This window comes from Barnesiella sp. An22, from assembly GCF_002159975.1.
Lineage (GTDB): Bacteria > Bacteroidota > Bacteroidia > Bacteroidales > Barnesiellaceae > Barnesiella > Barnesiella merdigallinarum.
Genome location: NZ_NFJR01000003.1, coordinates 24,198 through 41,610 on the forward strand (window position 1 = coordinate 24,198; position 17,413 = coordinate 41,610).

Annotated in this window: 11 protein-coding genes; 5 read left to right on the forward strand and 6 right to left on the reverse strand. The window is 54.5% G+C overall.

Annotated features, from left to right (window positions below; all coding sequences use genetic code 11):
* Positions 1-133: 133 nt before the first annotated feature.
* Together B5F38_RS04220 and B5F38_RS04225 are read right to left on the reverse strand one after the other, a co-directional pair.
* The gene (locus B5F38_RS04220; protein WP_087408065.1) at positions 134-1,777 is read right to left on the reverse strand and encodes a C69 family dipeptidase; all 1,644 of its coding nucleotides are present in this window, start codon (positions 1,775-1,777) and stop codon (positions 134-136) included.
* Positions 1,778-1,797: 20 nt separating this feature from the next.
* Positions 1,798-3,456, reverse strand: coding sequence for a M23 family metallopeptidase (locus B5F38_RS04225; RefSeq protein WP_087408066.1), 1,659 nt, complete (start codon positions 3,454-3,456; stop codon positions 1,798-1,800).
* 498 nt (positions 3,457-3,954) lie between these two features.
* Here B5F38_RS04225 and B5F38_RS04235 point away from each other — a divergent pair, with 498 nt between their 5' ends.
* On the forward strand, positions 3,955-4,983 hold the full coding sequence (locus B5F38_RS04235) for a virulence RhuM family protein (protein WP_087408068.1): 1,029 nt from the start codon (positions 3,955-3,957) through the stop codon (positions 4,981-4,983).
* A gap of 122 nt (positions 4,984-5,105) precedes the next feature.
* Here the strand turns inward: B5F38_RS04235 and B5F38_RS04240 are convergent, their stop codons facing one another.
* Positions 5,106-6,437, reverse strand: coding sequence for a right-handed parallel beta-helix repeat-containing protein (locus B5F38_RS04240; protein WP_087408069.1), 1,332 nt, complete (start codon positions 6,435-6,437; stop codon positions 5,106-5,108).
* Between B5F38_RS04240 and B5F38_RS04245 the strand changes: the two genes are divergently transcribed.
* The 3 genes from B5F38_RS04245 to B5F38_RS04255 all read left to right on the forward strand — a co-directional run bounded on the left by B5F38_RS04245 (position 6,424) and on the right by B5F38_RS04255 (position 10,713).
* Positions 6,424-6,681, forward strand: a complete 258-nt coding sequence (locus B5F38_RS04245; RefSeq protein WP_143240901.1) for a T9SS type A sorting domain-containing protein — start codon at positions 6,424-6,426, stop codon at positions 6,679-6,681. The genes B5F38_RS04240 and B5F38_RS04245 overlap by 14 nt on opposite strands.
* Before the next feature lie 23 nt (positions 6,682-6,704).
* Positions 6,705-8,930, forward strand: a complete 2,226-nt coding sequence (gene bglX, locus B5F38_RS04250) for a beta-glucosidase BglX (protein WP_087408071.1) — start codon at positions 6,705-6,707, stop codon at positions 8,928-8,930.
* Positions 8,931-9,315: 385 nt separating this feature from the next.
* On the forward strand, positions 9,316-10,713 hold the full coding sequence (locus B5F38_RS04255) for a SusF/SusE family outer membrane protein (protein WP_158096839.1): 1,398 nt from the start codon (positions 9,316-9,318) through the stop codon (positions 10,711-10,713).
* Between the two features lie 104 nt (positions 10,714-10,817).
* On the opposite strand, the gene B5F38_RS04260 is transcribed toward B5F38_RS04255, so the two are convergent.
* Genes B5F38_RS04260 through B5F38_RS04270 form a run of 3 tightly spaced genes read right to left on the reverse strand, consistent with a single transcriptional unit; the run spans position 10,818 to position 16,251 of the window.
* Positions 10,818-12,116, reverse strand: a complete 1,299-nt coding sequence (locus tag B5F38_RS04260; protein ID WP_087408282.1) for a TolC family protein — start codon at positions 12,114-12,116, stop codon at positions 10,818-10,820.
* A gap of 14 nt (positions 12,117-12,130) precedes the next feature.
* Complete coding sequence (locus B5F38_RS04265) at positions 12,131-15,220, reverse strand: efflux RND transporter permease subunit (RefSeq protein ID WP_087408073.1); 3,090 nt, start codon at positions 15,218-15,220, stop codon at positions 12,131-12,133.
* The gene (locus B5F38_RS04270; RefSeq protein WP_087408074.1) at positions 15,217-16,251 is read right to left on the reverse strand and encodes an efflux RND transporter periplasmic adaptor subunit; all 1,035 of its coding nucleotides are present in this window, start codon (positions 16,249-16,251) and stop codon (positions 15,217-15,219) included. Before B5F38_RS04270 ends, B5F38_RS04265 begins: the two co-directional genes overlap by 4 nt.
* 157 nt (positions 16,252-16,408) lie before the next feature.
* Here B5F38_RS04270 and B5F38_RS04275 point away from each other — a divergent pair, with 157 nt between their 5' ends.
* On the forward strand, positions 16,409-17,305 hold the full coding sequence (locus B5F38_RS04275) for a helix-turn-helix domain-containing protein (protein WP_087408075.1): 897 nt from the start codon (positions 16,409-16,411) through the stop codon (positions 17,303-17,305).
* Positions 17,306-17,413: the final 108 nt, after the last annotated feature.

The window sequence follows — 17,413 nt, forward strand, 5'->3', positions numbered from 1 at the left end:
TTCAATAGTTAATTGTTTCGTCGATTTACAGTTGTTTATTTCGCTGTGACAAATTTAGTTATTTCCTCGAGACTGATGCAAAAATTAAGAAAAAGTTTCGTATCGTTTTCACCGTTCGAGGCAAGAACCGGGTTTAGAACTGCGGAGCCTTCTCGAGGAAACGGTCGCCGGTCTGGCGCACGATCTCTTCGTAATACTCCTGGGAGTAGCCGGGGAAGAGGGGCGAATCGGGCAGGCCGTAGCCGTTGTCCTTGAAGTGTCCGTTCTCTTCGCGCTTCACGTTACCGTCGACAAATTTGACCATGAGGTATTCGCCCAGTTGCTTCCAGCGGGCGGTCGAAGCCTCGGCAGCCTCGCAGCTGTACTGGGTGAGGAAGGCCACGGCCTCGGCGGGCGAAGTGGCGTAGAGGTCGGCAGCAGCCTTGTCGATGGCAGCCTGGCGGGCGTTGAGCGAGCCCTCTATGGCGGTCTGCACCTTGCGGATGTCGCCGATCATGGGCTCGTAGCGGGCATAGGCCATGTTGGCTACCCAGTTGTGAACCCAGAAGGCCGAGGTCCAGGAGAAGTCGTACATCGAGCCGTTGCTGGGGCTGAAGCACTCGGGCACGCGGGTGATGCTGCAGTACATGGGCACATAGATGCAGGTGTTGGCATCGTCGACACCGAACCAGAGCACACCGCCCACGGCGTCGGGCAGCCAGTTGCGCATCTGGCCCACGAGGGTGAAGCCGGTCTGCTGCGTGGCGATGGCCCGCTCCATGCAGTAGGATTTACCCTCGACCTGGAACGACATGGGGCGGAAACGGTACGGCACCTTGAAGGGACCGGCGCCCACATCCTGCGTCATGTCGAAGGGGGTACCCTCGAAGTGGTCGCGCATGGCATCCTTCATATCCTGCACGGTGAGTTTGCGCGAGGGCTTGATGTAGAGGGGGAAGGGGTTGTAGACCTCGCCGTTGATGTAGGGGAGGTACTGGTCCATGGTCGAGTCGTACTTGCGGAAGAAGGCCCACACGCGGGCATCGCAGGCCCGCAGAGCGCCGAAGTCGGCGGGGTAATAGGTCTGGGCAAAGCTGAAATCCTTGTTCAGGCCGTCGAAGTAGCCCATCTCGCGGGCAAAGGAGATGACATCGGGCGAGTAGAGGCAGTTCTCCTTGTCGTCGAGGGGAATCTTGTGAATGCGGGGATAGTTGGCGTGGCCGGCAATGCAGTCGTCGGGGATGCGGATAGCCACCCACACGGCACCGCGACGGTCGGGGCCCTTGCCGATGAGGTCCATCACCCACACCTCGTTGGGGTCGGCAATGGTGAAGGACTCGCCGCTGCTGCAGTAGCCGTATTTCTTGACAAGGCCGGTCATCACCTTGATGGCCTCGCGGGCGGTCTTGGCCCGCTCGAGACCGAGTTGGATGAGCGAACCGTAGTCGATGATGCCGGTGGTATCGACCAGCTCGGGACGTCCGCCCCAGGTCGATTCGACAATGGTGAGCTGATGCTCGTTCATGTTGCCCACCACGGCATAGGTATGCTCTACCTGCTCGATTTCGCCCAGCGGTTTGTTGGTGTCCCACTCGACAATCTTGCGCATGGAGCCCTTGGGCCAGTCGGCAGCCGGCGACGAGGTGAGCGCCCCATACAGGGTATGGGAATCGGCCGAATAGGTTACCAACACACTCCCGTCGGCCGTAGCCTGCTTACCGGCTATCAAACTCGTACAGGCCCACGCCTGCGGCCAGGCGGCCACGGTCAAAAGAGATAAAATCGCTAATTTTTTCATATCTAATCGGTTATTGTTATTTACCAAACAAATGAGCCGGTGTATTCCCGCTCGTTGCCACACATGTCGGTAGCCCGTACCCGCAGGGTGTGCTTGCTACCCTTCTTCACCCGGTTGCTCTCGAGGCGATACGAGATGCGGCCGGTCTTGCCATCGAGTTCGAAGAGGACAAACTTGCCGTCGATTTCGCCTCGATAGCTCTTGAGGCCGCTGGCATTGTCGGCCACCTTGAGCACCACGGTGCCCCGCGAGCCCCAACGCTCGGGCGTCACGGGCTGGATGGTGGGTGCCACCGAGTCGACCGCTACGGCATAGGAGCCGAAGTTGCGGATTTTGGCCTTGTACCAGCCGTCGGCATACTCGCCCGCTACCGGGTAGACCCGGCTGCCCTTGATGCGCACCAGGTAGTATTGCCGCTTGTCGGCCAGCGGGTCGCGGGTGAGGCGTATCGAAATCTCGGCCGGACGGTGCAGCGAAATGTCGTCCGGGCCGATGATGTGAGTATCGGAGTAGTAGCGGTTCGACTCGAGTTTGCGCCGCGTAAAGTCGATGTTTTCGTACAATGCCCCGGCGGGGACGAAGATACCAAAATCGTCTTTCTTATACAAATTGTCGACGGCATACGAGAAATAGATGCCCGATTTCTGGGGCTCGACCGGCTCTTGCAGCCGCCCGACCAGCGAGAAGTTCAGCACCGATTGGTTGCCGTCGTAGTCGGTGAGCACATAGCGGCAGGGATAGACGCGCTCCTCATCGACGTGGAGAATGCCGTGATTGTCGACCTGCTTGTAGATGGAACGCAGGCGGTTGCCGGGTGCCACATAGGTGCGCATGATTTTCCCGTCCTCGGTGAAGCTGTTGATGTAGCGGGTCTCGTCGAACGAGTAGCGGTAGATATAGGTCGAGAAGAAGAGGCTGTCGTCGACATAGAGGTCGACCTGATGCACGCCGTATTTGTTGGCCGTGCCGGTCATGCGGTCGTAAGCCTCGATACCGAACGAGACATCGCCCCAGGCCGGAATGGGTTCGCCTATCGAGTAGGCCCCGGCACCGCTCTTGGTAGCCTTGCGCTCGAGCCGGCGGGACGAATTTTCCATCACCCCGGCATGCGTATAGACCACCACCCGACGCGCCTCGGGAGCCACGTCGTCGGTAATGTATTGCGAAAGCCACTCCTGCGGGTCCATGGGGTCCTGGGTAGCCGTGTCACGGATGTCGAGGTGCAGGTGAGGCCCGCCCGACGAACCGGCGTTACCGCTGTATCCGATCATATCGCCCTGCCCTACCGGGATTTCGCCCTCGGCAAATTCGCAGTCGATCGAGAAGCCCTCTTGCTCATATTGCAGACGACGCACAATCTCGTCGATAAAAGGGGCAAAACTCTTCAGGTGACCGTAGACGGTGGTCAACCCCGACGGGTGATTGATATAGACCGCACGGCCGAAGCCCCACGGCGAAACCACGACCCGCGACACATAGCCGCCATCCATCGCATAGACCGGCAGGCCGGTGCGACCCTGGGTTTTCAAGTCGATACCCGAATGGAAATGGTTGGGGCGCAACTCCCCGAAATTGGCACTCATCAACAAAGGTATTTTCAACGGCGCAATCATTTCGCCACGGCACACGGGGACAACGAGAGCCAGAACTACCCCCAGCCATATACCACGTAAACGCATATTATCCTTTCTTTTTCTACATCGTGTAAAACGGTAGCCTCTACCCGACCGTATCGAATCTGATGCGAGATCCCGAGGCTCGACCCCTTACATCCTTGCAAAGATAGTGAAAGGTGAGAGCAGAGACAAATGAAAACCAAGTTTTCAATTTGACTATGCCGAGCCGCATCCTATCTTCGTGTAACAAAGATAGTGAAAGGTGAGAGCAGAAAAAATAAGCTCGCTTGATTTTTTATGCCGAACCGAATCCTATTTTATGAAAAGATAGTGAAAGGTAAATACAAAAAGACTAACTTGTTTGAGATTTTTTTGCCATGCCGCAGTATTTCCATTCCCAAAGAAGGAACCTCCTTTGCCCGTTCTTTCTGCCAAATTCTGAGAAACACACCTTTCACAAACAAACATATCGGATAAAAACAATATATTTGCAAGAGAGCGTCATATGACTCAACCCATATTCAAACATCAACTGAAATACTCTTTTGAAAAAGACATGTCATGAGCAAAAAACTCCAGATACGTAACAGCACGGCCGAATTTCTCATATTTCAAATAGAAAACCAAGAAGACGGTATAGAAGTGATGTATAGAGACGAGACCCTTTGGCTGACCCAAGACGCCATTGCTCTACTGTTCGACAAAGGTCGCTCTACAATAACCGAGCATTTGCAGAATATCTTTCAAAGTGGTGAGTTACAAGAAGATTCAGTTTGTCGGAAATTCCGACGAACTGCCGCCGACGGAAAAGAGTACGCTACAAAGTATTATAATTTGGATGCCGTTATCTCGGTCGGTTACCGAGTCAATTCGATACGGGCAACGCAATTCCGTCAGTGGTGCACATATATTCTGCGTCAATTTGCCATACGAGGTTATGTCATTGACAAAAAACGTATGGAGAATGGCTCATTTCTCAATGAAGACTATTTTGAGCATCTGCTTGCCGAGATTCGTGAAATTCGATTGAGCGAGCGCCGCTTCTATCAAAAGCTGACCGATATTTACGCAACAAGTATCGACTATAACCGCAACGCTCCCACTACCCGTTTGTTTTTCCAAAAAGTACAAAACAAGATACACTATGCGGTTCACGGGCACACGGCTGCAGAGTTGATTGTAGAACGAGCCAATGCCGAAAAAGAACACATGGGCCTTACCTCTTGGGAAAACGCGCCTAATGGAAAAATCGTAAAAACCGATGTGGCGGTTGCTAAAAACTATTTGAAAGGAGACGAACTGGAGTCGATGGGAAGAATTGTTAACGCGTTTCTCGATTTGGCTGAAGACAGAGCCAAGCGTCGCATTCCCATGACAATGGAAGACTGGGCCATACGAATAGATAAATTTCTGGATAGTGACGACAGGCCCATATTGGCCGATGCCGGAACCGTATCGACCGAGCAAGCCAAATTATATGCCGAAACCGAATTTGAAAAATATCGCCTCATCCAGGATAAATTGTTTCAATCGGATTTTGACCGATGGAATGATAACCCGCTGATTGATTTCGACAACGACAAGGAGTGAATCGTCAAAGGTAACTCCCGCTTCAACCATCACCCCTAAACACAAAAAAGCAGCCCCACCTGAATATTCAGGCAGGGCTACACTATAACCAATCCTATCTCCTACCGGAGAAACACATTAGATTACAACATTACTTTTTCAGCTTTCTTGCTTACTCCGTCGGTGAGTACGAAGATGACGCAACGAGCACCCAGCTCCTGTTTGTCGACCGTGAGTTGACCGGCAGCCTCGGCAGTATAGAGCGTGCGGCCCAGCATGTCGACTACGGTGAGGGTGAAGCGACGGTCGGCGGTGTTGACAACCGTAACCTGGTCGCCATTGCGAGCGATTACGAAATCGGAAGCATCGGCAACAACCGACGAAATGGCCGATTCATCATCATCGAGACCTCCGTATTCATAGGCACCGATATCTCTTGTACCGGCAGCATACTTGCCACGAATATCGGTCGCGGGGATGAGTTCGGCATAGGTACCCGTAGCGTAACCGGCATTTACGGCGTCGCTGTTCTCGGCCGTCAAAGCCAGGTAAGGTACATAGTTGTCGGTCGAGAGTTCGGTGGCCAGAGAAACCATCGAGAGCGGATACGAGGCCAGCGTCTCCACGCGGTTGTTGTACAGGTCTTTCTTGTCGTTGAAGCACTCGTCGTCGATGAATTCGTTGACACCACGCTCGGCACCTACGATGATGTTGTTGTAGCCAATGATGGGCGAACGGAGGTCGGCAACCGAATAACCCTCGGCACCAAAGATACCCGAAGCGTTGGCAAATACGAGGTTGTTGATGAAGATAACTTCGCCGCCCTTTTCGCCGTAGATGTCGCCTACACGCAGAGCACCGTCGTTACCGTAGAAGGTGTTGTTTATAATTTTGACGGGGATTTCGCTGTTGTCCGATACATCGATGGCAGCCTGGTTGGCCAGGACGGAGGTGTTCTCGAGGAAGGTACAGTTGACAATCTTCACCTCTTTCATGTTGGAGTATCCGGCACCGGCATCTTTCGTCGAGATAGCCGTACCCACACCGTTCAGGTCGTTGCGGTAGAAGGTACAGTTCTCTACCAGCAGCGTACCGGCCTCGCCATTGTTCACACCGGCTTGTACGATGGCAGCACCCGTACCGTAACCGCTGTTCACGTAGTTGCCGTCGAAATAGGAGTTGCGAACCGTTACACTCACACCACGAGAAGCAATACCCGAGCCCCCCGAGCCCGACTCGTTGTCGATGAAGGTACAGCTATCGACTACCAGCGTGTTACCGGCAAAGAATACACCACCGCCGGGGTTATACTCGATCTGGCGACCGTTGAGGAAAGTGATGCCCTTCAACGACAGGTCGCAACCACCGACAGCACGCAAGATGCGGGCACCTTCGCCACCATCCTTACCGGCTTTCTCGGCGGCGCGCAGCGTGGTGTTGTCGCCGATAATCGAAACAATCTTGTTGTTACCCAAATCCAACACCGAAGCCGCTACCAACGTGATAACCGTCCGTACCCGCCGGACCGACCGGGAGATTATCGTCACAGGCATCGACGGCAACTGCCGGACCACCTGCTACACGCTGTGCGGTCAAGTGGTCTTTGCCGGACAGGTAGCCAACGACGAGCCCATTGCCCTACACAACACCGCTGCGGGGGTCTATCTGCTCGACCTGCAAAACGAGACACAACACTACACCTGCAAGATTATTCTATAACCTACTAATTCCACACATACACAATGAAAAAAGGATTGTTTGTCATCTGTGTTGCCGCCCTGCTTGCCACAGGATGTAAGTCGACCGGCAACACCGAAGAGGAGCGTTTCATCGAAGACCTGTTGGGAAAAATGACGCTCGAAGAGAAAATAGGTCAGATGAACCAGCTCTGTTTCGACCAGCCTCTGGATTCGATCAAAGCCAAGATTCGGGCCGGCGAGATAGGTTCGATGCTCAACATAGACCCGAAACTGATTGACGAGATACAGAAGACGGCCGTCGAGGAGTCGCGGCTGGGTATCCCCCTCATCATCGGGCGCGACATCATTCACGGCTACAAGACCGTATTGCCCATTCCGCTGGGACTGGCTGCCTCGTTCGACCCGCAAGTGGTCGAGGCCGGTACCCACATGGCAGCTACCGAAGCGCGTGAAGAGGGCATCACCTGGACCTTTGCCCCCATGCTCGACATCTCGCGCGATGCCCGTTGGGGCCGCATAGCCGAGAGCCTGGGCGAAGACCCCTATCTGTCGGGCGAACTGGGTGCCGCCATGGTGCGCGGTTTCCAGGGCGAGCATCTGTCGGACAGCGACGCCATTGCCGCCTGCGTGAAACACTTCGTGGGCTACGGTGCTGCCGAGGGCGGACGCGACTACAACTCGACCTATATTCCCGAAACGCTGTTGCGCAACGTCTACCTGGAACCGTTCCAAAAAGCGATCGAGGCCGGAGCCGCCACGCTGATGACCTCGTTCAACGACAACGACGGAATACCCGCCTCGGGCAACGACTTCCTGCTGCGCACCGTGCTGCGCGACGAGTGGAAGTTCGACGGCTTTGTGGTATCGGACTGGTGCTCGATGAGCGAGATGATGTCGCACGGGTTTGCCGCCGACCGCAAGGATGTGGCCCGTATCTCGGCCAATGCCGGCGTAGACATGGAGATGGTAAGCCAGACCTATATCGAACACCTGCCTCAACTGGTAGCCGAGAACAAGGTACCGATGGAGGTAATCGACAACGCCGTGCGCAACATTCTGCGCATCAAATACCGCCTGGGACTGTTTGAGAATCCTTATGCCAAACCGGGCAAGACGAGCACCATCTACTGCGACGAGCACCTGCAAACGGCCCGCCGCGCCGCTGTCGAGTCGGCCATTCTGCTGAAGAACGACGGCGTACTGCCGCTCAAGGAGGGTCAGACCCTGGCCATCGTAGGCCCCATGGCCGATGCTCCCCACGACCAACTGGGCACCTGGTCGTTCGACGGTGACAAGAATCGCACCGTCACCCCGCTCAGAGCCCTGCAAACCGATGAGTACAACCAGGTGAAATACATCTATGAGCCCGGGCTGGACTACTCGAGAGATACCGATACGAGCGACTTCGAACGGGTGAAGAGTGCCGTACGCCGGGCCGACGTGGCCGTGGTCTTCGTGGGCGAAGAGGCCATCCTCTCGGGCGAGGCCCACTCGTTGTCGAACATCTACCTGATAGGTGCCCAGTCGGAGTTGCTGAAAGCCGTGAAGAGCACCGGCAAACCGGTAGTGATGGTGGTTATTGCCGGCCGTCCGCTCACCATCGAGCGCGACCTGCCCTATGCCGATGCCGTGCTCTACAACTTCCACCCGGGCACCATGGGCGGTCTGGCCATCATGGACCTGCTCTACGGCCGCGAGAACCCCAGCGGTAAGCTGCCGGTAACCTTCGTGCGCGAAGTGGGACAGATACCGATGTACTACAACCACAACAACACCGGCCGACCCGCCCAAAACGAAATTACGCCCCTCGAGGATATTCCGTTGGAGGCTCCGCAGACGTCACTCGGCAACACGTCGTTCTACCTCGACTCGGGTAAAGACCCGCTGTTTGTCTTCGGCTACGGACTCTCGTACAGCACCTTCGAATATGCCGACCTCAACCTCTCGAGCAACGAGGTGAGCGCCACCGATACCCTCACCGTAACGGCTACCGTCAAGAACACCAGTGTCGTCGACGGTACCGAGGTTGCCCAACTCTACGTGCGCGACCTGGTGGGCTCGATCGACCGTCCGGTCAAAGAGTTGAAAGGATTCCAACGCCTCTTCATCAAGGCCGGCGACAGCCAGACGGTCACCTTCAAGCTGCCGGTTTCGGCTCTGGCCTTCTATGGCCGCGACCTGAAGAAGAAGGTCGAGTCCGGTCAGTTCGACATCTGGATCGGACCGAACAGTGCCGAGGGATTGAAAGGCTCGTTTACGGTAAAATAATTTATCCGCTTAAGAAATAGAACTCATCACGTTTCCCATGCAATCAGCACTCCGAACAGCCTGCCGGCAACCAGGCCGGCAGGTTTGTTCGGGGAGTTACAACTCCGGCCCCAGGGTATTGCGGTAGCCCTTTCGCCCCTTTTTGTGGAATGGGCCGGAGATTTTACGAAAGCTACTTCTTCTTACATACATTAAATTTAACCTGGAGCTGTGTCGAAGTGAACAACTTGTTGAGACACGGCTCCTCGCTTTATTTCGGCACGCACCGTATAAAAAAACAGGGGTGGCTGTAAGGGTATAGAGGGATTTTATTGTCTCATAATAGAAAGGCAAAATATACAGAAGTGAACATATCCTTTAACCCATACATAAAATATCAATGACCATGAAAAAACTTTACTTTGCACTTTGCCTGATTTTCGTATGGTGTACAACGGCTTTTGCCTATGACATCCTGTATGTGGTAGGCGATGCCTGTTCGTCGGGGTGGGACCCCAACGCAGCCCTTGCCATGACGAAAGAGAGCGCCGACTCGTACACCTGGAGCGGCCCGCTGAAAAAGAACAGCGGCAAACAGGAACGATTCAAATTTCTCGTAGCCCGGTCGTGGGCCACATCGCTCACCTGCCGGCTCGACCAGAGCGAACACCAGGTGATTGCCTCGGGCCAGGAGTATGACTTGTATGTAAAACTGGAGACCGACGGCAAACCCGACAACTCGTTTCAAGTGCCCGAGACGGGAGTATACCGCATCGACGTGAACACGGCATCGATGAAAATGACGTGTACCAAGATAGCCGACTATGAAGAGCCCGACTACACGCTCTTCTCGCGCGAGACGTTCCAGGCCTCGTCGGGGCTGTCGCTCAACTACCGTGCCCTGCAGCCGGCCACCATCGAGGTCGACACGCGCTACCCGCTGGTCATCTTCCTCCACGGGTCGGGCGAGAGAGGCAACGACAACGAGAGCCAGTTGCGATATGGTGCCGATCAGTTCCTCACCTCGCAGAACCGGGCCGACTATCCGGCTTTCGTACTCTTCCCGCAATGTCCGTCGGAGAACTTCTGGCCGTTTGAGAGCCAACCCGCCTCGTTCGACGCCACTACCTTCCCGACCGACTACCCCATCTCTACCTCCAACCAGGCGGTGAAAGAGCTCATCGACTACTACCTGCAAAACGAGCCGGTAGACCCCGACCGGGTTTATATCGTCGGTATCTCGATGGGCGGCATGGGGACCTTCGACCTGGCCTGCCGGTTTCCCGAAACGTTTGCCGCAGCCGTACCTATCTGTGGCGGCATTCAGGTAGACCGCATCGACAGCCGCACCAAGCGTGTCTACTGGCGGCTCTTCCACGGCGATGCCGACGGTGTGGTGCCGGTGAACAACTCGCGCTCGGCTTATGAGGCTCTGCTCGAGGCCGGGGCTACGGTCGAGTATGTCGAGATACCCGGCGGCGACCACTTCATCTGGAGCGGGGTCTTTGCCCGGGAGGATTTCCTGCCGTGGATTTTCGGCAAACGTCGTCAACCGTCGAGTGCCGTATCGTCGCTCCCGACCGACCAACCTATCCGGTGCTACGCACAGGAGGGTAAACTCGTAGTCAACTCGACCGACGATACCCCGCTGCAAATCGACCTCTACAACACCTCGGGCGCCCGCGTCTGCACGCTCGACGGAGAGGTATCGGCAGCAACTCCCCTGCCCTCGTTGAGCCGGGGCGTATACCTGGTAACGATTTCGCAGGGTACCAACCGCTACCACACCAAGGTGGTACTGTAACCGTTCGAAAACTTCTTCTTACATACATAAAAACAGAAATCCGGTCGCTTGCTTGGTGCAATCGGCCGGATTGTCTTTTTTAATGACTTCCTATCGTCAAGGGCCTACCGACCCGTAGCCTGCATATAGGCAACCTGTTTCTGCTGATAGGAGGTGCAAGCCTCGGCATACTGGTCGTGACTTTGCTGCATGAGCGACTGGGCATCGAGCAGATCGGAGAGCGCAACCGTACCGGCCTTGTAATAGTCGTTGTTGAGTCGCAGGTTCTCGGTAGCCGACTCGATGGATTTCTGAGCGAGCAGCACCTGCTGATAAGCCTCTTGCAAGTCGTTCCACTTGGCCTCGATCTCGACCAGCATCATTTCGCGCGAGTCTTGCCGGGTATTCTCGGTTTGCATCTTTTTGATCTTTTCCCGTTTAATGGCATGCGAGCCCCCCCACCACGAGGTGATAGGCACCGATACGCTGGCAAAGACGACTCCGAAATCGGTATCCTTCTCGAGCAAATCGTGATAGAGATAGCCGGCTCCCACACTTACCGAAGGGAGGTTTTCGCCCCGCTTCATGCGCAGTTGCAGTTTGGCAGCCTCGACCGACTTGTCGAGGAGCTTGCTCTCGGCCCGGTTGTCGAGCCCGGTCTCGGGATCGATGTAGTAATCGAGCGGCGAGACCACGGGCGGGAAATTGTCGAAGGCTATATCGAAATCGCTCTTATCGACCCCGATCAACTGACACAGCAACATGCGGGTTACCGAGAGGCCGTTCTCGACCTTCAGCCGGTTGGCGGCAATGTTCTGTTGCTGGAGCTCTACCCGCAGTAAATCATTGCGGGTGGTGACACCGGCATCGACCGAAGCCACCACATCGCGATGCAGGGTATCGAGCTGAGTCTCGAGTGTAGCCAGCGTGCGCAACTTCTCTTTGAGAGCAACAATCTGCCAAAAGTATTGCGAGACCGAAGCCTCTACCTGGTCTTCGGTAAGGGCCAGCTGGTACTGGCTCACCTGCTCTCCGATATGAGCCAGTTTGTTGCCATTGACTATGCGGCCACCCATGAATACCGGCTGAAGAAGAGTGACACCCGCCATCTTGCCCGACTTGAGCATCTCCATCGAGATAGGCGGCACTCCGGGTACGGGCAATGCCATATCCATCTGAGCCATACTTTCGCTGGCCTTGAAGATGGCACCCGTAGCCGAAATGTTTGGGAAATAATTGGTGAAGGCCTCTTTCGAGGTTTGCTCGGCCGCCTCGACATCGAAACGGCTGTTCTTTACCTTGGCGCTGTTTTCGACGGCCAGAGCCTGGCATTCGTCGAGCGTATAGAGTTTCTGGGCGTTGAGCGGGAGCGAACATCCCAACAGGCCCAACGCAACGGCGTATATGATTTGCTTGTTTGTCATCTTTTTTTCTCCTTTCAACGATTTTCTGTTTTACGATCGGCCCGGCTGAATATCAACCAATAGGCTACCGGCAATATGGTGAGGGTCAATATCATCGAGATGATGGTTCCGAAAAATACGACCGAACCCATGGGAGACCACAACGGACTGCCTCCCAAAATCATAGGAATCACACCCATCGAAGCGGCGGCCGAGGTGAGGAATATGGGGCGCATACGACGTTTGGCCGAGTGCAAGGCGGCCTCACGCACGCTCAATCCCTCTTTCATACGCAACTCGTCGGCATAGTCGAGCATGATAATGCCGTTACGTACAAGGATACCCATGAGGCTGACGATACCCAAGACTGCCGTCACACTCACATCGAGCCCCATCACCCAGATACCTACACCGGCTCCCAACAGACAGAGCGCGAGTGACCCGAGAATGAGCAGGGCCATATTGATGCGACGGAAGTGGAACAACAGGATGAAGAAGATGATGACGACCGCAATGACCAGTCCGCTCACAATCATATTCAAGGTATCGCTGTCGCTCTCACGGGCTCCGCCCACCTCCCATTCGATGCCTTCGGGCATATCGATTTGCTCGACGGCCTTCACGATCTTGCTGGTCATGGCCGAAGCGTTGACCCCATTCTTCACATCGGACTGGAGCGTAATGGTAGGAATACCGTTGCGACGGGCTATCTGGGCATCGTGCCAGTCGGGTTCGACCCGAGCAATCTGGCGCACCGGAACCGAGGCAGCTCCGCCCCAAGCCGAGACATAGGTATCGCCCACCTCATCGTAGGAGAGCTCGCTACGGCCGTCGTCCTTAAGTACGACATCTATGGGATAATCCTTATCCCAAACCGTAGTCACGGGCAGACCGTTGCCCAGGTGCATGGCCAGATTGGCCGAAAGCATGGCTTTGCTCATGCCCAGCCGCCCCATCTCATCGTCGTCGAGTTGCAAGGTGACCCCGGGAAGCTGTCCCTCCCAGTCGCTATGAACCAACGAAAGCTCGTCGAAGCCATCCATGACCTTCTTCACCCGGTCGGCAGCCACACGAAGGCTGTCGCGGTCGTTACCCTTGACCCGTATCTCGACGGGATAGACCGCATCGGAGTATTCGAGCTGTTTGAAGCGTACACGCGCTTCGGGGAAGTAGTTGAGGTATTTATCCTTATACTCGTCGATCATCTGCTCGGTAGCCTCGTTGCCCGTCGTATTGACGATAAACTGAGCATAGTGCGAACCGGCCATCTGCGGAGCATAGGTGGTGTGGAAGCGGGGCGACCCTTCTCCCTTGAACGAGGCCACCGATACCACCCGGGGATCCTTACGAAGAATCGATTCGAGACTATCGGCCACGGCAGAGGTCTTTTCGAGCGCCGTACCGAAAGGCATGTAAATCTCGACGGCAAACTGGTTGCGCTCGGCAATAGGCATCAGCCGCATGGGCAGCGCCAGGAACAGCACGACACCGGCTACCACCGCGAGGAGACCTACGCCCATTGTGCGTACGGGATGAGCGAAACACTTGGTAATGAGCTTGTCATAAGACGATTGCAATACGGTCAGGAACGAACGGCGTTGTTTCTTTTCAGGTTTGGGCGCACCTTTGAATCCGGTCCGAATAAAGTAGTACTGCATGTAGGGAACCAACAATACAGCTACCAGCAGCGACAAGGCCAGGATAATGGTGATAGCCCAAGGGAAGGACTTCACGAAGTCGTTAATCATACCCGTCGAGGTAATGAGGAAGGGAAAGAAGGTGATACTGATTGCCAACGTGGCCGAGAAAATGGAGCGGAAAAACTCCTTGGCGCTCTCGACGGCTGCCGTCCAGCGGGGCACGCCGTTGTCGAGCTTCTCCATATAGCAGTCGATGATGACAATCGAGTTGTCGACAATCATACCCAGCGTGACAATCAGAGCCGCCAATGTAACCGTGTTCAACTCCATGCCGCAAGCATAGAAGACCAGCAGCGACAGGAATATGGTGATGGGTATCGTCGAAGCGGCTACCGAAGCTACCCGCAGGGGCATAAGCAGCATGACGACTACAATCACGGCAATGATGGCAATGAGCAGCTCGCGCAGGAAGGTTACAACCGAATCGCCTACGACCTGCGACTGGTCGGTAATGCGGAATATCGACACATCGTCGGGCAGCTCTTTCTCATAGTCCGAGAGAACCTTGTTGACCTCTTGTCCCATCTCTACGATATTATTGCCTTCGCGCATCTCCATGGAGAGCACCAGACACTTGGTGCCGTTGTTGGTAATATAAGAGGTAGGATCGGGATATTCACGCACCACCCGGGCAACATCTTTGAGCCGGATGGCGTGCCCTTGCGGATCGCTAAAAACAATCTGGTTGGCTACATCGTTTATACAGTCGTAGGTATCGGCCAGGTGAATGGGAGCTACAAACCGGCTGTTATCGACCGCTCCGCTCACCGTCGTGAAACCCTGGGAGAGCAGTTGGGTAGCCAGCGTAGTGTTGTCGATTGCATAGCGCGAGATTTTGGCCGGGTCGAGGTAGACACTGATCTGCTCTTTCTGCAAGCCATAGGTGCGCAGGTTGCTCACGGCATCGATGCGGCGCAATCGATCCTTGAGATCGTCGAGGTACTCCTCGAGTTCGCGATAGGTCTTGTCTTTCGACTCGATGGTAACCAGCATAGCCGACGTGTCACCAAAGTCGTCGTTGGTCACGAGAGCCAGCACCCCCGAGGGCAACTGCGACTTAAAGGCAGCTATACGATGCTTGAACTTGGTCCAGAACTCGTCGCGGTTGTTTACGTCGTCGTTCAACTCGACAAAGACAATCGACATGCCGTCGCGGCTGAGCGAATGAGTCTTGGCCTTTTTCACCTCTTTGAATTCAAAGATAAAGTTTTCGAGCGGCTTGGTCACCTGCTCTTCGACCTCGGTCGATGTAGCCCCCGGATAGACGGCCACCACAACCCCCTGGCGTATGGTAAAGGCAGGGAACTCTTGCTTGGGCATCTTCACCAAAGAGTAAATTCCCAGTACAAACATCAACGCCACGATGAGAATAACGATCTGCCTGTATTTCATGGCAGCTTCTATAATACCACCTTTTGTTTTCATTGCTCTGTTACTTTCATGTTTTCACTTACTTTCGAAGTACCCTCGACAATTACCTTATCGCCCACCGACAGGCCCGACTCGACTACGACACCGTCGCCCGACAGGGCACCGACCGATACCGGCCGTTTGGTGGCTCTGCCGTCGCTGTCGACCCATACGAAGGGAGTGCCGTCGCTATCGATTTGCACGATTCGGTTGGGAACAACAATCGACGAGTCGCGCGTACCGCCCAACCGCGCTACGCAAACCATGCCCGGGAGCAATTCGCCCGAACGGTTATCGATCTGCACCAATGCCTTGTAGGTGTGTACCAGCGGGTCGGCGGCAATGCCTTTCTCGATAATCTTTCCGGTGTAGCTCTTGTTGCCGAGAGCCGCTACGGAGACCGATACCTCATCGCCCAGACCTATCGAGGCTATCTCATCCTCAGGGACAGCCATATTTACATTCACGCGCATAATCTTCATCAACTGGAAAACCGGTACCCCGGGCACCACCGACGATCCCGTATCGATGCTCTTCTGAGCTACTACCCCGGCATAGGGAGCACGCAACTCGACATCGTTGAGATTCTTGCGGGCAATCTGCTCCATGCTGCGGGCCTGCTGCAATGAGCTCTGTACCTCGACCCACTTGATTTCGGGCAGGCTCCCCTTCTCGTGCAACTGCTCCATACGGGCATAAGCATCCTCGGCCTGCCGCAACGAAGAACAAGCGGCATCATAGGTGCTTTGCAACGTGGTCTTGTCGAGCCGGGCCAACAGTTCTCCCTGAGCTACCCGCTGACCTTCGCGCACATAGATGCGCTCGACATACCCCGGTACCTGAAAACTCAGTGAGGAAGAAGACTCTCCCTCGACAGTTCCCATATATTCATGTACACCCAGATTCTCACAAAAAGCGACCGTCCAAGTCTTCACCGGAACTTCGCGCTCCGTCTTTTCCTCCTTTCCCGAGGAACTGCATCCTACACTCAGAACCGAAGCTACGGTCAAAAACAAATAAGCAAATGCTTTACCATTCTTTTTCATACTTTCCGTTGTTAAAATTCGATGCAAAGATGTAGGAAAGCAACACAGCTGTAAAGTTCCTTTTTCTACTGTTAGTGTTTCAAAAGTCGGATTTAAGAAAAATTTACAGCTAAAATTCACACATATCACATTATATTTGTCCAAAACATCGCATTTTATGGACAAAACATGTATCGAAAGTTTCACCCACAAACAACTGAAAAAGTTAGTCGAAATCAAACATTCCACCGGACTGGAAGACAGCCTCATCATTATCGAGAACGACCGCCCCGACATCGACTTCTTCAAATACCCGTGCCGTATAGACTCGCTGGTAGCACTGGTATGCCTGTCGGGTGAGATGACAATCAACATCAATTTGAACGAATATCACATCCAGCCGGGCACCATGATATTGAATCTACCCGAAAACATCGTACAGCTGAATAGCGAGCAGCAGTGTTCCTTTTACGGGATTTCAGTGACCCGTTCGTTTTTTGAGAAAGTTCAAATCAATTTCAGCGACATCATTCCCGTATACTCTCAATTACGAAACGAGCCTTGCCTACGACTCTCCAAAGACGAAATCGAAATCTTCTGCAAGTTCATATCGTTGATCAAGCTCATCAGCCAATCGACAGAAGGGAGTAAAAAGATGGAAACACTCCAAAACCTGGGAGCCGCGCTCATCTGGCAACTGTACGACCTGATTCTGAACTACCCCCCTGTCTCCAAAAACGAAAATAAAAAAAAACGTCAAGAGATTATCTTCGGGCGATTCATCGCTCTGCTCTCGCAATACCACATGCAGGAACGAAGCGTTACCTTCTATGCCGAACAGTTGTGCATCACGCCCAAATATTTCTCGACGCTGGTCAAGAAACTGTCGGGCAAATCGGCGGCACAGTGGATAGACAACTATGTGATACTCGAAGCGAAAAACCTGCTGAAATACTCCGATATGAGTATCCAGGAGATTGCCTACCAACTGAACTTCTCGACCCAATCGTTTTTCGGGAAATACTTCAAACACCAGACTGGCATGTCGCCTACCGAATACCGGAATAAAGTGTAAACAGGCCGAGAATGCGGCTTTACCGACGATTACCACTCCGCCCCCCCCCTTGTAGTCGATGCCGGCCCGCCGGGCCTGTATGGGCTAGAGGTCGCGGCAAGTGCGGTA

What these genes read in the sequence shown, in the direction of transcription:
- B5F38_RS04220 (WP_087408065.1), bottom strand. Translation starts at nt 1,777, where the DNA reads ATGAAAAAATTAGCGATTTTATCTCTTTTGACCGTGGCCGCCTGGCCG.
- B5F38_RS04225 (WP_087408066.1), bottom strand. Translation starts at nt 3,456, where the DNA reads ATGCGTTTACGTGGTATATGGCTGGGGGTAGTTCTGGCTCTCGTTGTC.
- B5F38_RS04235 (WP_087408068.1), top strand. Translation starts at nt 3,955, where the DNA reads ATGAGCAAAAAACTCCAGATACGTAACAGCACGGCCGAATTTCTCATA.
- bglX (WP_087408071.1), top strand. Translation starts at nt 6,705, where the DNA reads ATGAAAAAAGGATTGTTTGTCATCTGTGTTGCCGCCCTGCTTGCCACA.
- B5F38_RS04255 (WP_158096839.1), top strand. Translation starts at nt 9,316, where the DNA reads ATGAAAAAACTTTACTTTGCACTTTGCCTGATTTTCGTATGGTGTACA.
- B5F38_RS04260 (WP_087408282.1), bottom strand. Translation starts at nt 12,116, where the DNA reads ATGACAAACAAGCAAATCATATACGCCGTTGCGTTGGGCCTGTTGGGA.
- B5F38_RS04265 (WP_087408073.1), bottom strand. Translation starts at nt 15,220, where the DNA reads ATGAAAACAAAAGGTGGTATTATAGAAGCTGCCATGAAATACAGGCAG.
- B5F38_RS04270 (WP_087408074.1), bottom strand. Translation starts at nt 16,251, where the DNA reads ATGAAAAAGAATGGTAAAGCATTTGCTTATTTGTTTTTGACCGTAGCT.
- B5F38_RS04275 (WP_087408075.1), top strand. Translation starts at nt 16,409, where the DNA reads ATGGACAAAACATGTATCGAAAGTTTCACCCACAAACAACTGAAAAAG.